This is a genomic window from Pseudomonas sp. PSE14 (genome assembly GCF_029203285.1).
Taxonomy (GTDB): domain Bacteria; phylum Pseudomonadota; class Gammaproteobacteria; order Pseudomonadales; family Pseudomonadaceae; genus Pseudomonas.
Genome location: NZ_CP115669.1, coordinates 2,860,867 through 2,879,147, shown reverse-complemented (window position 1 = coordinate 2,879,147; position 18,281 = coordinate 2,860,867). Strand labels below are relative to the sequence as shown.

19 protein-coding genes are annotated in these 18,281 nt (G+C 65.8%); 13 read left to right on the top strand and 6 right to left on the bottom strand.

From position 1 onward, the window contains the following. The first annotated feature begins 259 nt into the window (after positions 1-259). From O6P39_RS13235 to O6P39_RS13200, 8 genes are all read left to right on the top strand, one after another. Entirely contained in the window at positions 260-1,009 is a 750-nt protein-coding gene (locus O6P39_RS13235; RefSeq protein WP_275611774.1) for a GntR family transcriptional regulator, read from the top strand. Further along, on the top strand, positions 1,006-2,757 hold the full coding sequence (locus tag O6P39_RS13230; protein WP_275611773.1) for a fumarate reductase/succinate dehydrogenase flavoprotein subunit: 1,752 nt from the start codon (positions 1,006-1,008) through the stop codon (positions 2,755-2,757). Before O6P39_RS13235 ends, O6P39_RS13230 begins: the two co-directional genes overlap by 4 nt. 253 nt (positions 2,758-3,010) lie before the next feature. Further along, on the top strand, positions 3,011-3,256 hold the full coding sequence (locus O6P39_RS13225; RefSeq protein ID WP_081517023.1) for a ferredoxin family protein: 246 nt from the start codon (positions 3,011-3,013) through the stop codon (positions 3,254-3,256). 205 nt (positions 3,257-3,461) lie between these two features. Next, positions 3,462-4,868, top strand: a complete 1,407-nt coding sequence (locus tag O6P39_RS13220) for an ABC transporter substrate-binding protein (protein WP_275611772.1) — start codon at positions 3,462-3,464, stop codon at positions 4,866-4,868. 51 nt (positions 4,869-4,919) lie between these two features. Beyond that, complete coding sequence (locus O6P39_RS13215; RefSeq protein ID WP_275611771.1) at positions 4,920-5,708, top strand: ABC transporter permease; 789 nt, start codon at positions 4,920-4,922, stop codon at positions 5,706-5,708. Beyond that, on the top strand, positions 5,705-6,553 hold the full coding sequence (locus O6P39_RS13210) for an ABC transporter ATP-binding protein (protein ID WP_275611770.1): 849 nt from the start codon (positions 5,705-5,707) through the stop codon (positions 6,551-6,553). Before O6P39_RS13215 ends, O6P39_RS13210 begins: the two co-directional genes overlap by 4 nt. After that, positions 6,550-7,521 carry a HEAT repeat domain-containing protein gene (locus tag O6P39_RS13205; RefSeq protein WP_275611769.1) on the top strand — a complete coding sequence of 324 codons (972 nt, stop codon included), beginning with the start codon at positions 6,550-6,552 and terminating at the stop codon, positions 7,519-7,521. Before O6P39_RS13210 ends, O6P39_RS13205 begins: the two co-directional genes overlap by 4 nt. After that, positions 7,518-7,802 carry a gamma-butyrobetaine hydroxylase-like domain-containing protein gene (locus O6P39_RS13200; protein WP_275611768.1) on the top strand — a complete coding sequence of 95 codons (285 nt, stop codon included), beginning with the start codon at positions 7,518-7,520 and terminating at the stop codon, positions 7,800-7,802. Before O6P39_RS13205 ends, O6P39_RS13200 begins: the two co-directional genes overlap by 4 nt. 176 nt (positions 7,803-7,978) lie before the next feature. Here the strand turns inward: O6P39_RS13200 and O6P39_RS13195 are convergent, their stop codons facing one another. Further along, positions 7,979-8,752 carry an ATP-binding cassette domain-containing protein gene (locus tag O6P39_RS13195; protein ID WP_275611767.1) on the bottom strand — a complete coding sequence of 258 codons (774 nt, stop codon included), beginning with the start codon at positions 8,750-8,752 and terminating at the stop codon, positions 7,979-7,981. A gap of 243 nt (positions 8,753-8,995) precedes the next feature. Here O6P39_RS13195 and O6P39_RS13190 point away from each other — a divergent pair, with 243 nt between their 5' ends. The 5 genes from O6P39_RS13190 (at position 8,996) to O6P39_RS13170 (ending at position 13,558) form a co-directional block, all read left to right on the top strand. After that, positions 8,996-10,789: an acyl-CoA dehydrogenase gene (locus O6P39_RS13190; RefSeq protein ID WP_275611766.1), complete on the top strand. Its 1,794-nt coding sequence runs from the start codon at positions 8,996-8,998 to the stop codon at positions 10,787-10,789. 334 nt (positions 10,790-11,123) lie between these two features. Further along, complete coding sequence (locus tag O6P39_RS13185) at positions 11,124-11,537, top strand: hypothetical protein (RefSeq protein WP_275611765.1); 414 nt, start codon at positions 11,124-11,126, stop codon at positions 11,535-11,537. Positions 11,538-11,681: 144 nt separating this feature from the next. Then, positions 11,682-11,861, top strand: coding sequence for a hypothetical protein (locus O6P39_RS13180; RefSeq protein WP_207887598.1), 180 nt, complete (start codon positions 11,682-11,684; stop codon positions 11,859-11,861). A gap of 159 nt (positions 11,862-12,020) precedes the next feature. Then, the gene (locus tag O6P39_RS13175) at positions 12,021-12,695 is read left to right on the top strand and encodes a polysaccharide lyase family 7 protein (protein WP_275611764.1); all 675 of its coding nucleotides are present in this window, start codon (positions 12,021-12,023) and stop codon (positions 12,693-12,695) included. 272 nt (positions 12,696-12,967) lie between these two features. Continuing rightward, positions 12,968-13,558: a GNAT family protein gene (locus tag O6P39_RS13170; RefSeq protein WP_275611763.1), complete on the top strand. Its 591-nt coding sequence runs from the start codon at positions 12,968-12,970 to the stop codon at positions 13,556-13,558. Between the two features lie 8 nt (positions 13,559-13,566). Here O6P39_RS13170 and O6P39_RS13165 read toward each other — a convergent pair whose 3' ends face one another. From O6P39_RS13165 to O6P39_RS13145, 5 genes are all read right to left on the bottom strand, one after another. Continuing rightward, the gene (locus O6P39_RS13165) at positions 13,567-15,081 is read right to left on the bottom strand and encodes an aldehyde dehydrogenase family protein (RefSeq protein WP_275611762.1); all 1,515 of its coding nucleotides are present in this window, start codon (positions 15,079-15,081) and stop codon (positions 13,567-13,569) included. A 17-nt stretch (positions 15,082-15,098) separates the two neighbouring features. Next, entirely contained in the window at positions 15,099-16,130 is a 1,032-nt protein-coding gene (locus O6P39_RS13160; protein WP_275611761.1) for a phosphotransferase, read from the bottom strand. Positions 16,131-16,134: 4 nt separating this feature from the next. Next, on the bottom strand, positions 16,135-16,479 hold the full coding sequence (locus O6P39_RS13155; RefSeq protein ID WP_017519228.1) for a cupin domain-containing protein: 345 nt from the start codon (positions 16,477-16,479) through the stop codon (positions 16,135-16,137). 137 nt (positions 16,480-16,616) lie between these two features. Next, on the bottom strand, positions 16,617-16,982 hold the full coding sequence (locus tag O6P39_RS13150; protein WP_275611760.1) for a cupin domain-containing protein: 366 nt from the start codon (positions 16,980-16,982) through the stop codon (positions 16,617-16,619). Beyond that, complete coding sequence (locus O6P39_RS13145; protein WP_275611759.1) at positions 16,975-18,279, bottom strand: glycosyltransferase; 1,305 nt, start codon at positions 18,277-18,279, stop codon at positions 16,975-16,977. Before O6P39_RS13145 ends, O6P39_RS13150 begins: the two co-directional genes overlap by 8 nt. Positions 18,280-18,281: the final 2 nt, after the last annotated feature.

The window sequence follows — 18,281 nt, the reverse complement described above, 5'->3', positions numbered from 1 at the left end:
CTTCTGGGACCGGTTCGATGGAGCGGGAGACACGTCCTGCGCAGAGAGACACGCAAAGCCTTCGGCTTTGGCTTTTGTTGTGGGAGGGATGCATGGTCTGCTGAAACGTTTGCGCATTCTATAGAAACAGGGCGGCTTCACCAACCATTGCAGTCAACTAATCGTTGCCCTTCCATATAACGATATGCAAATTGGTTCCTTCATCTTTCGCGGTTATTCCATCTATAGTCACTCAACTCGTCATAACAAGTTATGAGCTATGGCCGAATTACTCCCGCTCTCCCCCGTTCCGCTCTACAGCCAGCTCAAGGAGCTGCTGCGTACCCGCATCCTCGACGGCACCTATCCGCCGCTCAGCCGCATGCCCTCCGAGGCCGAGCTGGGCAAGGCCTTCGAGGTCAGCCGCATCACCGTGCGCCAGGCGCTGGGCGACCTGCAGAAGGAAGGCTTGATCTTCAAGATCCACGGCAAGGGCACCTTCGTTGCCAAGCCCAAGGCCTTCCAGAACGTCAGCACCCTGCAGGGCCTGGGCGAATCCATGAGCCAGCGCGGCTACGAAGTGATCAACCGTCTGCGCAGCTTCAAAGTCATCCCCGCCGACGCCCAGGTCGCCACGCGCCTGCAGGTGACCGAGGGCGCGAACGTGGTGCAGATCAAGCGCGCCCGCCTGGTCAACCGCGAGCTGGTGTCGCTGGAAATCACCTACCTCCCCGAGGCCGTGGGCAAGCGCCTGGAGAAGGCCGACCTGGTCAGCCGCGACATCTTCCTGATCCTGGAAAACGACTGCGCCCTGCCCCTGGGCCATGCCGACCTCGCCATCGACGCCATCCTCGCCGACGCGGAACTGGCTGGCGCGCTGGAAGTGGAAGAAGGCTCGCCGGTGATGCGCATCGAGCGCCTGACCCACACCGCCGACGGCACGCCGCTGGACTACGAACACCTCTACTACCGCGGCGATGCCTTCCAGTACCGCCTGCGTATCGACCGCCACAAGGGACAGCATCAATGAGCCAGTTCGACCTCTCCCAGGTTCCCGAGGACAAGCAACTCGCCTACGACATCGTGGTGATCGGCGGCGGCACCGCCGGCCCAATGGCCGCGATCAAGGCCAAGGAAGCCAACCGCGAGCTGCGCGTGCTGCTGGTGGACAAGGCCAACGTGAAACGCAGCGGCGCCATCAGCATGGGCATGGACGGCCTGAACAACGCCATCATTCCCGGCCACGCTACGCCCGAGCAGTACACCAAGGAAATCACCGTCGCCAACGACGGCATCGTCAACCAGGCGGCGGTCTATGCCTACGCCACCCACAGCTTCGAGACCCTGCAGCAGCTGGACCGCTGGGGCGTGAAGTTCGAGAAGGACGAGGTCGGCGACTACGCGGTGAAGAAGGTCCACCACATGGGTGCCTACGTGCTGCCCATGCCCGAGGGCCACGACATCAAGAAGGTGCTGTACCGCCAGCTCAAACGCGCGCGCATCGAGATCACCAACCGCCTGGTGGTCACCCGCCTGCTCACCGATGCCGAAGGCGCAGTCAACGGCCTGCTCGGCTTCGATTGCCGCACCGCGCAGTTCCAGGTGATCCGCGCCAAGGCCGTGGTCCTCGCCTGCGGCGCCGCCGGCCGCCTGGGCCTGCCCTCTTCCGGCTACCTGATGGGCACCTACGAGAACCCCACCAACGCCGGCGATGGCTATGCCATGGCCTACCACGCCGGGGCGGAGCTTGCGAACCTGGAGTGTTTCCAGATCAACCCGCTGATCAAGGACTACAACGGTCCGGCCTGCGCCTACGTTACCGGCCCGCTGGGCGGCTACACCGCCAACTCCAAGGGCGAGCGCTTCATCGAATGCGACTACTGGAGCGGCCAGATGATGTGGGAGTTCCACCAGGAACTCGAAGGCGGCAACGGCCCGGTGTTCCTCAAGCTGGACCACCTGGCCGAGGAGACCATCCAGACCATCGAGGAAATCCTCCACAGCAACGAGCGCCCCAGCCGTGGCCAGTTCCATGCCAATCGCGGCACCGACTACCGCCAGCAGATGGTGGAGATGCATATCTCCGAGATCGGTTTCTGCTCCGGCCATTCCGCCTCGGGCGTGTGGGTCAACGAGAAGGCCGAGACCAGCGTCAAAGGCCTTTACTCGGCCGGCGACATGGCCGCCGTGCCGCACAACTACATGCTCGGCGCCTTCACCTACGGCTGGTTCGCCGGCAGCAATGCCGCGCAGTACGTGGCCGGCCGCGAGTTCACCGAGGTCGACTCCGCCCAGGTCGAGCGCGAGCGCGAACGCGTCTTCGCTCCGCTCAAGCGCGAACACGGCCTGCCGCCGGCTCAGGTGGAGTACAAGCTGCGCCGGATGGTCAACGACTACCTGCAGCCGCCCAAGGTGACGAAGAAGATGGAGATCGGCCTGCAGCGCTTCGCCGAAATCGCCCGCGACCTCGACCAGCTCAAGGCGAACAACCCGCACGAGTTGATGCGCGCCATGGAAGTCAGCGTGATCCGCGACTGCGCCGAAATGGCCGCCCGTGCCTCGCTGTTCCGCACCGAGAGCCGCTGGGGCCTGTACCACCACCGTGTGGACTACCCGCTGCGCAACGATGCCGAGTGGTTCTGCCATGCCCACCTGAAGAAGGGTGAGGACGGCGAGATGACCAGCTTCAAGAAGCCCATCGAGCCTTATGTGATCTCGCTGGATGAGGATGAGCAGCAGGCGTATGAGCGGCTGCGGGTGAAGAGTGAGGCGGCTTGAGAGTTTTCGGCGGACCGAAGAGCCCCTCGCCCCCCGCCCTCTCCCGCAAGCGGTAGAGGGAGCTGTCCGGCGCCAGCGGCGATATCGGAGTCAGCCGGCGAGCACGGAAACATCCACCACTCCGAACAGTCCCCTCTCCCTTCAGGGAGAGGGCTGGGGAGAGGGTCACGAGCCACCGCGCCGAACCCACGACCTGAACAACCAGCCCGCCGCCACGGCGGCCGGCAAAGCAACACGATGAGGACCGCGTGCAATGGCCTACCAACCCCAGGAAATCTTCTTCCGCTCCAGCGCCCCGGTGACGGTGGACGAGGACAAGTGCATCGCCGACAAGGGCTGCACCGTCTGCGTCGAGGTCTGCCCGATGGACCTGCTGGCGATCAACCCCGCCACCCAGAAGGCCTACATGGCCTTCGACGAATGCTGGTACTGCATGCCCTGCGAGAAAGACTGCCCGACCGGCGCGGTGAAGGTGGAGATTCCGTACCTGCTGCGTTGAGTTTCCGCAACGAAGTTTCCCTGTAGGAGCGAGCTCGCTCGCGAACAGCTCCCGCAGCGGACCTTCATTCGCGAGCAAGCTCGCTCCTACGAAAAGAAAAAAGCAACCGGCCAACGACCGGACGCCTGATGCACCGCCCCTCGTTTCCCACCGCAACGCCTGCGGCGGAGACGATTCCAACACTCATGATTCGAGGGGAACACCCATGACCTTGCGCACCACCCTGGCAGGCCTTGCGCTCGCCATCGCCAGTCTTTCCGCCCATTCGGAGACCATCCGCGTCGCCATCGGCACCCAGGACACCACCATCAACTGCGCCGCCGGCGGCCTGCTGATCCGCGAACTCGGCCTGCTCGACAAGTACCTGCCCCACGACGGCCCGTACAAGGACGCGCAGTACGACGTGCAGTGGAAGAACTTCACCAGCGGCGCCCCGCTGACCAACGAGATGCTCGCCGGCAAGCTCGACTTCGGCGCCATGGCCGATTTCCCCGGCTCGCTCAACGGCGTCGCCCACGAGGCCGCCGGCAAGCGCAGCCTGTTCATCAGCGTGCTTTCGGGCAGCATCGAGGGCAGTGGCAACGGCATCGTGGTGCCCGCCTCGTCCAAGGTGCAGTCGCTCGCCGAGCTCAAGGGCCAGACCATCTCCGTGCCCTTCGCCTCCACCGCCCATGGCCTGCTGCTGCGTGCCATCGCCGCCCAGGGCTGGGACCCGGAGAAGGACGTCACCATCATCGCGCAGCCGCCGGAAGTCGCCGGCTCCGCCCTGCAGGCCAACAAGATCGCCGCCCACGCCGACTTCGTGCCCTTCGCCGAGCTGTTCGAAAGCCGTGGCATCGCCCGCAAGATCTACGACGGCTCGCAAGCCAAGGCGCCGACCTTCCATGGGGCGCTGGTGGAAGCTGACTACGCGCAGAAGTATCCGGAAATCGTCGAGGCGTACCTGCGCGCCACTTACGAGGCCAACCAGCTGCTGGCCAAAGACCCGGAGAAATACAGCGAGCTGATCGAGAAGGTCGCCGGCATCCCCGCCGAGGTGAACTACCTGTTCCACGGCCCGCTCGGCCTGCAGACCCGCGACCTGACCTGGAAGCCGGAATACCGCCAGGCCGTGGCCACCGCCATCGACACCCTGAAGCTGCTGAAGAAGGCCGACCGCGGCCTGAACGTCGAGCAGTTCGTCGACGACCGCTACATCCGCGCCGCCTTCAAGGCTGCCGGTGCCGACTACGACCAGGCGCTGCAGAACTACGCGCAGCAGCCGCTGCTGGGCAACGATGCGCTGACCCACAAGCCGATCACCGACACCCGCAAGGTCGCGCAGATCTGGGTTCGTGGTGAGCCGAAGGTGCGCAGTTATGCCTCTGCCAAGGAAGCGCTGGGCCAACTCGCCGAACTGAAGAAGCAAGGCAAGGACATCCGCGCGGTGTATGCACAGGCCAGCGACAGTGGCATCAAGCTGCTCGCCGGGCAGGCCTGGTTCGTGCGCGGCAAGGACGGCGCGCTGGATGCCTTCCTGCTGCGCGAGCAGGCCGACGCCTTCGCCCGCCAGCACGGAGGCGAGGTGGCCGACTTCGCCGGCGCCAGCCAGCAGGCCGTGGCCAGCCGCTGACCTGAAGACCAGCCCCGACGCCCACCCGCCGGGGCTGCAGGAGATACGCAGATGAACACACCCACCCTCACCCGCTGGAGTCTGCGCCTGGCCTCGCTGCTGGTGTGCCTGGCGCTGTGGCAGGTGCTCAGTGCGCGCCACGTGAACCTCGGCGTCGTCACCTTCGCCAACGTACCCGGCCCGCGCGACGTGCTGGACGCGGCATGGAACCTCGCGCAATCGAGCAAGCTCGGCCGCCACCTGGGCAGCAGCCTGCTGCGGGTGCTCGCCGGTTACCTGCTGGCCGCCGTCGCCGGCATCCTCCTGGGGCTGATCATCGGCCGTGGCCGCTGGGCCCGCGACAGCCTGCTGCCGCCTCTGGAGGTGCTACGGCCGATCCCGGCGGTGGCGTGGATCCCGCTGGCGATCCTGATGTTCCCCAGCTCCGAGCTGTCGATGATCTTCATCACCTTCACCGGCGCGCTGTTCCCCATCCTGCTCAACACCATCCACGGCGTGGAGGCGGTCGACCCGCGCCTGCTCGCCTCCGCCCGCAGCCTGGGAGCGAGCCGTCTCGCGCTGCTGCGCGAAGTGGTATTGCCGAGCGCGACGCCAAGCATCATCACGGGGCTGGCCATCGGCATGGGCACCTCGTGGTTCTGCCTGGTGACCGCCGAGATGATCTCCGGACAATGGGGCATCGGCTACTACACCTGGGAGTCCTACACCTTGCAGAACTACCCCGACATCGTTGTCGGCATGCTGCTGATCGGCGTGCTCGGCATGGCCAGCAGCCTGCTGGTGCGCCAACTGGGCGCCTTCGTCACACCCTGGCAGCGCCAGGCCGGAGGCAAGCCATGACCTTGCCCGCCAGCGCGCCGGGGCGCGTGCGCGTCGATGGCCTGTCGATCCACCTGGGCAGCGGTCGTGACGCCTTCGAGGCCGTGCAATCACTCAGTTTCGCGATGGAGCCGGGCGAGTTCGTCTGCGTGCTCGGCCCCTCCGGCTGCGGCAAGTCCACCCTGCTCGGCGCACTGGCCGGGCACCTGGCGCCCAGCGCCGGAAAGCTGGAAGTGGACGGCCGCACCGTCGCCGGCCCCTCGCCGGAGCGTGGCATGGTGTTTCAGCACCACACCCTGCTGCCCTGGCGGCGGGTGCGCGACAACGTCGCCTTCGGCCTGAAGATGCGCGGCGTTCCCCGCGCCGAGCGCCATAGGCAGGCCGATGAAATGCTCCAGCTGGTCGGCCTGAATGGCTTTGCCGATCGTTGGCCAGCGCAGCTCTCCGGCGGCATGCAGCAGCGCGTGGAAATTGCCCGCGTGCTGATCAACCAGCCGCGCCTGCTGCTGATGGACGAACCCTTCGGCGCCCTCGACGCGCAGACACGGATGATGATGCAGGAACTGCTGCTGGACATCTGGACGCGCCTGCGCACCAGCGTGCTGTTCATCACCCACGACATCGACGAGGCGCTGTTCCTCGCCGACCGCATCCTGGTGATGAGCCCGCGGCCCGGACGCATCCTCGAGGACATCCGCCTCGACTTCCCGCGCCCGCGCCACGCCGACCTGCTCACCACGCCTGAATTCTCCCGGCTCAAGCGCCACTGCCTGGAACTGCTGCGCCACGAAGACGGCCGCCAGCTGCCGCGCCTGACGCCCCTGGGCCTGCCCACTCCTCAACGGATACCGCGATTCGCCATATGACTGCCTTCAACTTGAGCACCGACAACCCCGACATCCTCGACCTGCAACCGCGCCTGCAGGATGCCGACGCCGGCGTGCGCCGCATCGCCCTGATCGAACTGGCCGACCTGGAAGATCCCGATGGCCTGCCCTGGCTCGCCGCGGCCCTGACCGGTGACGAAGCCGCCAACGTCCGCGCCGAAGCCGCACGCCTGCTGGAAGCCTGGGAGGAACCCGAGGTGGTGGACGCCCTCTGCCAGGCCCTGGCCGACAGCGACGACGACGTTCGCGCAGCCGCCGCCCAGAGCCTGAGCGAGCTGAAGACCGCCGAAGCTGGCGTGCGCCTGCTTCCCTGGGCAACTCACGCCGATATCTTCGTGCGCCGTAGCGCCTTGCGGGCCCTGCGCGAGCTGCGCCTGGAAGAGGCTGCCGAGCCTGCGCTCAACGCACTGGTAGACACCGACGCCGGCGTACGCCGCGAAGCCGTGGGCATCCTCGGCTGGCTCAAGCGCACCAACGCCCTGCCGCACCTGGCGCGCCTGACCCGCGACGACCCGGACGCCGAAGTCCGCCGCGCCGCCGCCGGCGCGCTCGGCCTGGCCATCGACGCCAGCGTGCTGCCCGCCTTGCAGGCGGCGCTGGCCGATCCGGCCTGGCAGGTGCGCGAAGAAGCCGCCGGCACCCTCGGCAAACTGGCTCAACCCGAAGCCGGCGATGCGCTGGTGCGTGCCCTGGAAGATGACTTCTGGCAGGTGCGCCTGCGCGCCGCCCGTTCGCTGGGCAGGCTGCGCTATCTGCCGGCGTTGGAAGGCCTGAAGGTCGTACTTGGCCACGGCATCAGCAACCTGCGCAAGGAGGCCGCGCTGGCCCTGGGCGAGCTGGGCAGCGGCGACGCCATCGACGCGCTGCGCAATGCCGAGCACGACAGTGATCCGGAAGTCCGCAAGGCCGTGCGCATCGCCCTGACTCAATTGGGACAATCGGCATGAACACGCCCGTCACGCTGCACCGTTCCAGCACCGACGGTGAATTGCGCATCCGCTGGAACGATGGTGTCGAACAGTGCATCGCCTTCACCCGCCTGCGCGGCGCCTGTCCCTGCTCGCAATGCCGGGCGGCGCGGCTGCAGGGACGGATCGATCTGGTCCCGGCGAGCGTCGTCCTGCAGGAGCTGAACCTGCAAGGCTACGGCGTGCAGCTGGTGTTCGATGACGGCCACGACCGGGGTATCTACCCGTGGGAGTACCTGCGCGGTCTGGGAGCTCGATAACGCTTAGTCCGGTGCAATACCGGCTCGCGATTCCGCCGGTTAATCCGGTTCCATCTCGGGTTCGCGAGCAAGCTCGCTCCTACGAAAAGCGTGACGGTGCCTGACTGTAGGAGCGAGCTTGCTCGCGAACCGTATGGCGCGACACGAAGCCAACCACGGAAGAGGCCCGCTCCTTTTCACGCATGCCAGCAGCGGTACCAGCCATCCTGCTCGGTGACTTTCAGCGGCACGTGGTACAGCGCGGACAGGTGTTCACTGGTGAGGATCTCCGCCTTGGGCCCGTCGGCGACCACCTGGCCCTGGGCGATCAGCACCACCCGCTCGATCTCCGGGATGATCTCGTCGATATGGTGGGTGGTGATGATCATGGCGTGCTCTTCGCCACAGAAGCGCCGCAGCAGCTTGAGCATCTGCAGGCTGGCGCCCATGTCCAGGCCGTTGGCCGGCTCGTCGAGGATCAGCGCGCGGGGTTCGTGCACCAGGGCGCGGGCCAGCAGCAGGCGACGCTTCTGCCCGGTGGAGAGGCGCTGGAACATGCGATCGGCGTAGCCATCCATCTCCACGGTGGAGAGCAGCTCGCGCGCCTTCTCGACCTGCTCCGGCGTGGGCTGCAGGTGACCGTGGCTGCCGATGGCGCCGAAGAAGCCGGAAATCACCACGTCCAGCGCCTGGGTGAAGGGTGTGTAGTCTTCCTGCAGGTCCTGGGAGACGAAACCGATGCGGCTGCGCAGGTCCCAGAGGGTGACGTTCTGCAGGCCGAACAACGACAGCGAACTGCCCTCGCGATCCACCGGGTAGAGCTCGCGGCTGATCAGTTTGAGCAGCGTGCTCTTGCCGGCGCCGTTGGGGCCTAGGATGGCGACTTTCTCGCCTTCGCCAATGTGCAGGGAAAAACCATCCAGCACACGGGTCTGCTGCTGGTAGGCGGTGACATTCTTGAATTCGATCATGCGGGGCATTCGTCAACGATCAGCGGGGCGCCAGTTCTACCACGAGCCATGCTCCCCCGGAAACGCCCGCCCTGACATAGTTCCGCGCCGATGGTGAAAACTTCCGCCCTCCTGCGCAGGTCCATTCTTTAGCGCCCCCCAAATGCCTCCCGCTCGATGCAGGAGGTGCTGGATTCCCCGGTATCCGCCTGAGCGTGGACCGACGCCTCCCGACCGCACAGCAGGCTGCACAGGAGTTCCGAAATGAGTGAATACATCGCCCCCCTGCGCGACATGCAGTTCATCCTGCGCGAGCTGCACCTGCTGGACGCACTGGCCGAGCTGCCCGGACAGCAGGACATGAACGCCGAACTGGCGGCGGCCATCCTCAACGAAGCCGGACGCTTCGCCCAGGGCGTGCTGTCGCCGCTGAACGTCGTCGGCGACCGCCACGGCGCACGCTGGCAGGACGGCCAGGTGAGCACCGCCCCGGGCTGGCGCACGGCCTACGAACAGTTCGCCGCCAATGGCTGGAACGCGCTCTCCGGCCCCGCCGACTTCGGTGGCCAGGGCGCGCCAAGGCTGATCTCGACGCTGGTTGAGGAGATGTGGAACGCCGCCAACCTGGCCTTCGGCCTCTGCCCGATGCTCACGCGCGGTGCCATCGAAGCCATCGAACTGCGGGGCTCCGACGAGCTCAAGCGCACCTGGCTACCCAAGCTGGTGAGCGGCGAATGGACCGGCACCATGAACCTCACCGAGCCCCAGGCCGGCTCCGACCTCGCCGCCGTGCGCAGCCGCGCCGAGCCGCGTGGCAATGGCACCTACAAGCTGTTCGGGCAGAAGATCTTCATCACCTACGGCGAGCACGACCTCACCGACAACATCGTTCACCTGGTGCTGGCCCGCGTACCCGGCGCGCCGGAGGGCGTGAAAGGCATCTCGCTGTTCGTGGTGCCCAAGGTATTGCTGAACCCCGATGGCAGCCTGGGCGAGCACAACGACGTGCGCTGCGTGTCCATCGAACACAAGCTCGGCATCCACGGCAGCCCTACCGCCGTGCTGGCCTTCGGTGACCACGGCGGCGCCACCGGCTGGCTGGTAGGCGAAGAGAACCGTGGCCTGGAATACATGTTTATCATGATGAACGCTGCCCGCTTCTCGGTCGGCATCGAAGGCATCGGATTGGCCGAGCGCGCCTACCAGCGCGCGGTGAGCTACGCCCGCCAGCGCATCCAGGGCGTCGAAACCGGCAGTTCCAGCCGAGAAAAGGTGGCCATCCTGCGCCACCCGGACGTGCGCCGCATGCTGATGTCGATGCGTTCGCGCATCGAGGCCATGCGCGCCCTGGCCTGCGAAGTGGCGCTGGCCATGGACCAGGCCCACGGCCATCCCACTGTCGCTGTGCGCCGCAGGAAACAGGCCTTCGTTGAGCTGATGATCCCGGTGATCAAGGGCTGGTGCACGGAAAACGCCGTGGACATTGCCTCCCTGGGCGTACAGGTCCACGGTGGCATGGGCTTCATCGAGGAGACCGGCGCCGCCCAGCACCTGCGCGACGCGCGGATCACCCCGATCTATGAAGGTACCACTGGCATCCAGGCCATCGATCTGATCGGTCGCAAGATCGCTCGCGACCGGGGCGAAGCGGCGGCCGCGCTGATCACGGCGATACGCGATACCCAACGCGGCCTGCCGGACGAGGACGCGCAACTGGCAGGCATCCGGCACCACCTGTTCCTGGCCGTCAATGCCCTGGATGACGCCGTGACCTTCGTCGTCAATCACTACGACCACCAGGTGCGCCTGGTTGCGCTCGGCTCCGTACCGTTGCTGGAGCTGTTCGGCATCGTTGCCGGCGGTTGGCAGTTGGCACGCGCCGCGCGGATCGCCCAGCAGCACCTGGCCACCGGCAGCGGAGACGCCACCTTCTACCGCGCCAAGCTGCGCACCGCGCAGTTCTACGCCGGGCATGTCCTGACCCGCGCACCGGGACTGGCGCAGAGCATCATCGACGGCAGTGATGCCGCCCTGGCCATGGATGATTTCGCATTCTGACGACCATGCCTTAGCCGCCCGTCCGAAGTCCAGGTGGGCGGTGATGAGGTGTAACGTCAGCTTTACACCCCTCGCATAATCCGTCGTTCCTGCTCCTGGCCCGCGCCACGCCATACGGCAGAGCGCTTGGCTATTTCCGTCTCCGCCCTTATGCGGGATTGCTCATTGACAGTGCGCCGGCGCTTAAGTGAGATGGCTTTTCGTTCAGGAGAATGGCATTGCCGGCTGACTGATGTGTGCGTTGTAGTTGCTGCAATGCCGCGATGACGAAACCCACGCGATCCCGACGCTCGCAGCGGGTTTCATTGATTCATCGACACAGGAGAGGCCGGCGATGCATAACCAGGCAACCCGGAACACCCCGGAAGTCGATTTCGACGATCAGTTCTTCCTCGCCTTCGAAATCCAGGTCCTGCAGAAGGCCCTGCCCGCATTCGAAGAAGCCTCACGCTTCGCCCGCGACCGAGGCCTGCGCTGTAGCGTGGAGCTGATCACCAATGCCGATGGCCACCCCGAACTCAGCCTGCTCGCCAGGCAGCGCGAGGACCTGCCGGACAGTTGTTATCGCCTCATCGCCGACCCGCTGACGCAGGGCATCGTCCATGAGGAATTCACTGCCGTCAGCCGGCGTACCCGGCGGCAACCTTCGCACCTGGCATCGCTCAACGCGCAGACGCTGGAACTGCAGCTGTCAGCGTTCTTCATGCATGCCTTCGGTATGCGCCTGGACTACGCCACAGAACGTTGACCGCCTTGCGACCCGCCGGTCGTCGGATCAGTTGTCTGCGCAGCCCGGTAAAGGATGATTTATGGCAACGCCAGGACAGCGGGAGCCGCTATCATTCGTGGCCTGTGCGCCACTTTGTGCGTGTTTCTCCGCTGTCGCTTCGCCATGAATGAATTCCTCGTACATTTTCAGGACGGTCACTGCCTGGGCAAGACCGTTCTCCGCTCGTTCTCCCGTCACATGACCCTCTCCGAAGCTCGCGTGCGCCTGCAGGCCTGCTACCCGCTGCGTGTCCCGCACCTGCTGAACATCCTGCACCTCACCCCGATGCTGCCGGGCCGCTGAAGCCACTACTGAAGGCTTTCCTGTGCCAGCCTTTCCCAGGTTGTAACGCAAGGCGTTCACAGGGGCCGAGAGCCACCATGACCGCTCGGCCGAAAAATCGACACGGCAGGGCGAAGTCCGGTCAAAGCCAGCACCCCCGACGAAGGAAGGAGTGCCGGTATGAACGTGAATATCGACAACCTCAATATCGCGCTGCCAGTGGGAAAGACACCTACCGACACGCTGGCTATTGAAGTTCCCGGTCCCGTGGCTCTAGAGCAGTATCCGGAGCTGGTCACCCGGCTACCGGACGGCAGCCTGCAGCTCACTGCGCCGACCAAGGGAGCGGCGAGCAAGAGCGTCCACCGGACTCGCTGCGAATGGAAGGAGCCCATCTACTGGAGCCTGACAGGCGCTACCGAGCATGTGAACCATCAGTTGATGAAGGTGACCCAGGTGAATTCGGCGCAGAAGGTGGTGGTGGCCCAGATGCACGTGAAGAACGACGACAGCCCGCTGCTAAAGGTGTTCTGGCAGAAGGGCAAGCTGACCATGGGCTTTCGCCAGAACTTCAACCAGACCACCCCGGTGAACAGCACGGTGCTGGACAACGTGCCGCTGGGTTCGGACTTCGACATCCTGATCCTGGCCACGTCCAGCCTGATGCTCAGCGTGCAGGCCAGTTGCAACGGCCGCACCTCCAGCGTGCCCTCAATGCCGCTGGACGCCAGTTGGGCAGCGCAGACCTTCGATTTCCATGGCGGCGTCTACAACCAGGTAGATTTCACCGACACTACGCTGGCCACCGATGCTTCGGTCTGCGTGATCAAGGACCTGCAGATCTGGCATATCTGAGGGCGGGCCTTGGGCGGCGGCCTGCGGCTGCCATCGCGGCGGGAGTCCGTTCCTACGTAGGGATCGGCTCTCGCAGGAGCTCACTACGTTCGCGAAATCCTGACATGGCACCAAGCTGTCAGGAATGACTCCCATGGATCTGGCGCCCGTCCAAGACAGTCACCTGCAAGGTTTCAATCCGCGGCATGTACTTGTGTGGGCAAGACCCGCTCCTTCGAAACGCACGCCGTTTCCGGTAGGCTTCAGGCTCGTTCCGCCCAGAGCTCAACAGCATGCCCGCCCTCGCCTGCCCGCACCTGCCCGGCAATCATGTCGAACTCATCCCCCTGCGCGCCGAGCACGCCGACGCCCTGCTCGCGGCCGCCGCCGATGGCGAATTGTGGAACCTTAAAGTCACCGTGGTGCCTGGCCCGGACACCGTGGGAAGCTACCTTGCCAAGGCCGAAAAAGGCCTGGAGGAAGGCACCGTCCTGCCCTTCGCCATCCTCGACCGTCGCACAGGGAAGATCGTCGGCAGCACCCGCTTCTGGAAGGTCGACCGTATCAACCGCAAGCTGGAGATCGGCCACACCTGGCTCGCCCTGTCGGCGCAGCGCACGCCGATCAATACCGAGGCCAAGCTGCTGTTACTCACTTACGCTTTCGAGGAACTCGATTGTGTGCGCGTGCAGTTCACCACCGACGAGCTGAACGAAAAATCCCGCGCCGCCATCCTGCGCCTGGGTGCAGTGCAGGAGGGCATCGTCCGCCACGAGCGCATCATGCCCGACGGCCGCAAGCGCAACTCGGTGCGCTTCAGCATCATCGACAGCGAGTGGCCCGAGGTAAAGACGCGACTCCTGGAAAGACTGGGCCGCGCCTGAGCCTCATTTCAGCCCTGGTAGAACACCTCATCCCCGTAGGGGTACCACCAGGAGTGAATCTGCGGCTGGTGGTCGATGATCACCATCTTCGAGCGGCGGAACGCATCCAGGCCCTGGCGGCCCAGTTCGCGGCCCATGCCGGACATCTTCCAGCCGCCGAAGGGCAAGGCGTCGTTGTCGATCAGCGGGTTGTTCACCCAGACCATGCCGGCTTCCAGGCGGTCCGCCGCTTCCATGGCCTCGGCCAGGTCGGTGGAGAATAGCGAAGCGCCCAGGCCGAACGGCGAATCGTTGGCCAGGCGCACGGCCTCGTCGAAGTCCTTCACCTTGCAGATGGCCGCCACTGGGCCGAAGCACTCCTCGTGGAAGATCGCCATGGCCGGGGTGACGTCGGTGAGGATGGTCGGCTCAAAGTACCAGCCCACCGGGAATTGCGGCGGAATTCGCCCGCCGCAGACCAACGTGGCGCCCTTGGCCACGGCGTCGTCCACCAGGCGGATGACCTTGGCGCGGGCCGCTTCGCTCACCAGCGGACCGATCTCCGAGCGTTCCAGCCCATGGCCGATGCGCAGTGCGCGGGTGCGTTCGGCGAAGCGCGCGACGAACTGGTCGTGAATCTCGTCCACCACGAAGAAGCGCTCGGCCGAGGTGCAGATCTGCCCCGTCAGGTGGAAGGCAGCGGTCACCGCGCCGGCCGCCGCCACTTCCAGCGGCGCGTGGCGGGAGATGATCATCGGGTCGCTGCCGCCCGCCTCGATCACTGCAGGCTTCATCCGCTCGGCACAGGCCACCGCCACTGCCTTGCCGGCGGCGACGCTGCCGGTGAAGGCCACGGCGTGGGTGCGCTCGGACTGCACCAGGCGCTGCGCGGTGCTGGCATCGCCCGGCACGCAACTGACCATGCCCGCCGGCAGCACCTTGAAGTGCTCCATGAATTTCAGGGTGCACAGTGTGGTGCTTTCCGCCGGCTTGACGATGCAGGCGTTGCCCGCCGCCAGCGAGGCCGCCAGAGTCCAGCACATCAGCAGGATGGGGAAGTTGAACGGCATGATGTGCACGCTCACGCCATAGGGCTCGTAGCGCACATGCTGGAACGAGCCGAGCTGAGTGGTACCGGCCACCTTGCCAGCCTCGTCGCGCGCCATCTCGGCGTAGTAACGGAAGATCGGCGCGCAGTTGGCCAGCTCGCCCATGGCCTCCGGGAATGGCTTGCCCATTTCCAGGGTCATCAGCCGCGCCACTTCGCGCTGGGTGGCCTGGTCGGTTTCGATGGCGTTGGCCAACTGATGGAGGATCGCCGCGCGGGACTTCGCATCCACGCGCTTCCACTCGCGCTGGGCGGCGTTGGCGGCGTCGATGGCGGCATCCACGTCCTCGCCATCGCACAGGGCAATGCGGCCGACCGTGGTCAGGTCGGCGGGATTGATGATGTCGCGCAGGCGATGCGTCGCGGCGCGCTGGTAGTGCGGGCCGATGAAGCGCAGGGGCGAATCGGGATGGAAAGCGCTGTGGAATTCGGTCATGGAATGCTCCGCAAGATTCAGTGGGTGGCCAGACGTTCGGCGAGCAATTCGCCGGGCAGCGGCTGGCGCCAGGAAGGGAGTTCGGCATCGAGCAGGTCGCGCAAGGGGTGCAGGGGCTCGCTGTCCAGCGCTCGCCGGAACAGCCCGAGCACGCGCGGCAGGTGCTTCAGGTAGCCACTCTTGCCGTCCCGCCGGGCCAGGCGCACGAAGATGCCCAGCACCTTGGCGTGGCGCTGCGCGGCCAATGCCTGGTAGTCGGCCATGAAGCGGCGGCCATCGACTTCCGGGCGCTGGCTCAGGTAGCGGGCCAGCAAGGACACGCGCAGCGTTTCAGACACGTCGCGACGGGCGTCTTCGAGCAGGGACATCAGGTCATAGGCCGGTGAGCCGCAGAGGGCATCCTGGAAATCCAGCAGGCCGCAGGCGGCGACGCCTTCGCGGTCGGCCAGCAGCATCAGGTTGTCGACGTGGTAGTCCCGCAGCACCAGCACCTCGCGGCGCATGGCGACGTCACGACAAACCCTGGCGAAGGTGTCGAGGTAGGCCTCGCGCAGTCGCGCGGTGTTGCGCTCCCCCGCCAGCAGCGGCGCGTACCAGTCGATGAACAGCGCCGCCTCCTCGCCCAGCTTCTGGCCGTCATAGGCCGGCACGCCTTCGGCGGCCTGGGGGCCGGCGCGATGCAGGCGCACCAGGGCGTCCACGGCGAGGCGGTACAGCGCCGCTTCATCATGGCCGACGGCGAGCAGCCGGGTGTAGGTGGCGTGACCGAAGTCCTCCACCAGCGCCAGGCCCAGCTCGACATCCGCGGCCAGCACCTTCGGCGCCGACAGCCCGCAGCCGCGCAGCAATTGCGCCACCCGCAGGTAGGGTGCCAACGGCTCGGCGCCGGGCGGCGAATCCATCAGCAGCAGACCTTGCCCCTCCAGGCGGAAGTAGCGTCGCGCGGAGGCATCCGCCGGCAGCGCGAGCAGGGGCCGGCCAGCATGGCCGCAGCCGGCGAGAAATATCTCGCGGGCTGCGGCACGGGTGGTTTCCAGGGGCAGGTTCATGGCATCACCGGATCATGTAGACCTTCTTGATGGTCTCGTGCACGGTGCACACGCCCTTCCAGTCCTTGGGGAAGAAGGCCGCGGTGTCCGGCTCGATCTCGATTACCTCGCCGGACTCGTGCACATAGGTGCAGCGGCCTTCGAGGAAGTGGCAGAACTCGTCGCTGGTGACGTGGCAGAACCACTTGCCCGGCGTGCAGTGCCAGATGCCGCATTCGGACTGGCCTTCGGGCCCCTTGTGCAGCACCACGCCGCTGACGTGGGACTCACCCTCCAGCATGGTCGGGATCACGCCCCAGTCCTTGAGTTCGGTGACTTGCAACGGGCGGTGGATAACGGGGGTCTTCATGTCTTTCTCCAGCAATGGCCACCCACTTGGGCGGTCGGATAAGGCGTAGGGCGAATAACCGCTTGCGGTTATCCGCCGAGGGGTTCGGCGCAGGATCGACGGCGGATACCGCTTGGGGCGTTATGCGCCCTACGAAATCACGCCAGCATGTAGAGATTGCGCAACGTGGTATGCACGGTGCATTCGCCAGTCCAGCCGGCCGGGAACAGAACCAGGGTGTCGGGCTCGACCTCGATCACCTCGCCCTCGTCGGAGCGGTAGGTGGCGCGGCCGGCGACGAAGTGGCACAACTCGTCGCGCGGGATCGACAGCCGCCAGCGTCCAGGGGTGCAGACCCAAAGGCCGGTTTCCGGGCTGTTGTTCGGCCCCTTGAACAGCAGGCGGCCGCTGGAGTGCGAGACGCCTTCCAGCGCGTCGGACTGCACGCCCCAGTCCACCAGGTCGTCGTATGCGCGGGCGCCGCGGATGTGCGGCGCACTGCTGTCGGCCTTGAACTCAGGCATGGTTCACCGCCTTGCCCTGCATGAGCTGGTCGAGGATACGCGCGGCGTCCTCCGGCCCTTTGCGCGAGCGCATGTAGTCGCTGGTGCGCGCCAGGCGCTCCTTCATCAGGTCATCGCCCAGCAGCTGGGCGATGTTGCGCGCCAGGTCCTCCTCGCTCCACTCGTAGCGGTCCATGCGCAGGCCGTGGCCACTTTCCTGGGCGCGCATGGCGTTGTCGTGGCCGTCCCACACGTAGGGCATGACGATGGCCGGTTTGCCGAAGAACAGGCACTCGGTGAAGCTGTTGTTGCCGCCGTGGTGGATCACCGCGTCGACCTGGGCGATCACCGAGGGCTGCGGGTACCAGTTGGAGACGATCACGTTGTCCGGCAGGTCGGTGTACTTCTCCACGTGCTCGCCGACGTTGAACAGCGCGCGGTACGGCAGCTTGCCGATGGTGGTGACCAGGCGCTTGAGCAGATCGACATCGCCCGAGCCCAGGCTGCCGAAGCTGACATAGAGCAGCGGCTTGTCGTTGTGCGCCTTGAACTGCGGGATCTCGTAGGGCTTGTCGGTGCGAACGCAGCCCTGCAGGTAGTGGAACTGCCGCGCCGGCAACGGATGGCGGCGCTGGAACTTCACCGGGTCCGGGTACAGCAGCAGGTTCATGTAGGGCGACTCTTCGAAGAAGGTGCCCAGCGGATAGGGCCGCTCGCCGCACTGGGCGAGGAAGTCGTTGAAGTCGGCATGGATCGGCGCGATCACTTCTTCGAAGCGTTTCTGGAAGCGCGCGTGACCGTCCTTGTCCTCCACGCTCATGCCCGACAGATACGGCGGGATGTCCGGGTCATGCACTTCGTTTTCCGAGCAGGAGATGATCCGCACCCACGGCTTGCCGTAATGCTTGATGGCCGGGAAGAGGATCACGTTGTCCACGCAGATCAGGTCCGGCTTGATCCGGTCGAGGATCGCCGGCAACTCCTTCTGCGCCCACTTGGAGGTGGAGACGATGGCCTCCCAGCATTCCTTCACGTAGTTGTCGAGCTGGTCGATCGGCGCCTTGCGGAAGTTGGGGATGTGGCCATTGATGAAGTCGGACCAGTAGCGCGCCATCTCCTCGGCCGGCATCGGCTCGGACATGTTCACGTAATGCTCCTCGAAGCCGTAGGCGGAATAGACCCCGGTCATCCCCGGATCGGTGAGGAACACCGCCTTGTGCCCCAGCGCCTCGCAGGCCTGGGCGATGCCCACGGAGTTCAGGGCCGGGCCGTAGGCGGCCTCGGGAAAGAAGGCGATGACCTTGCGTTCACTACTCATGG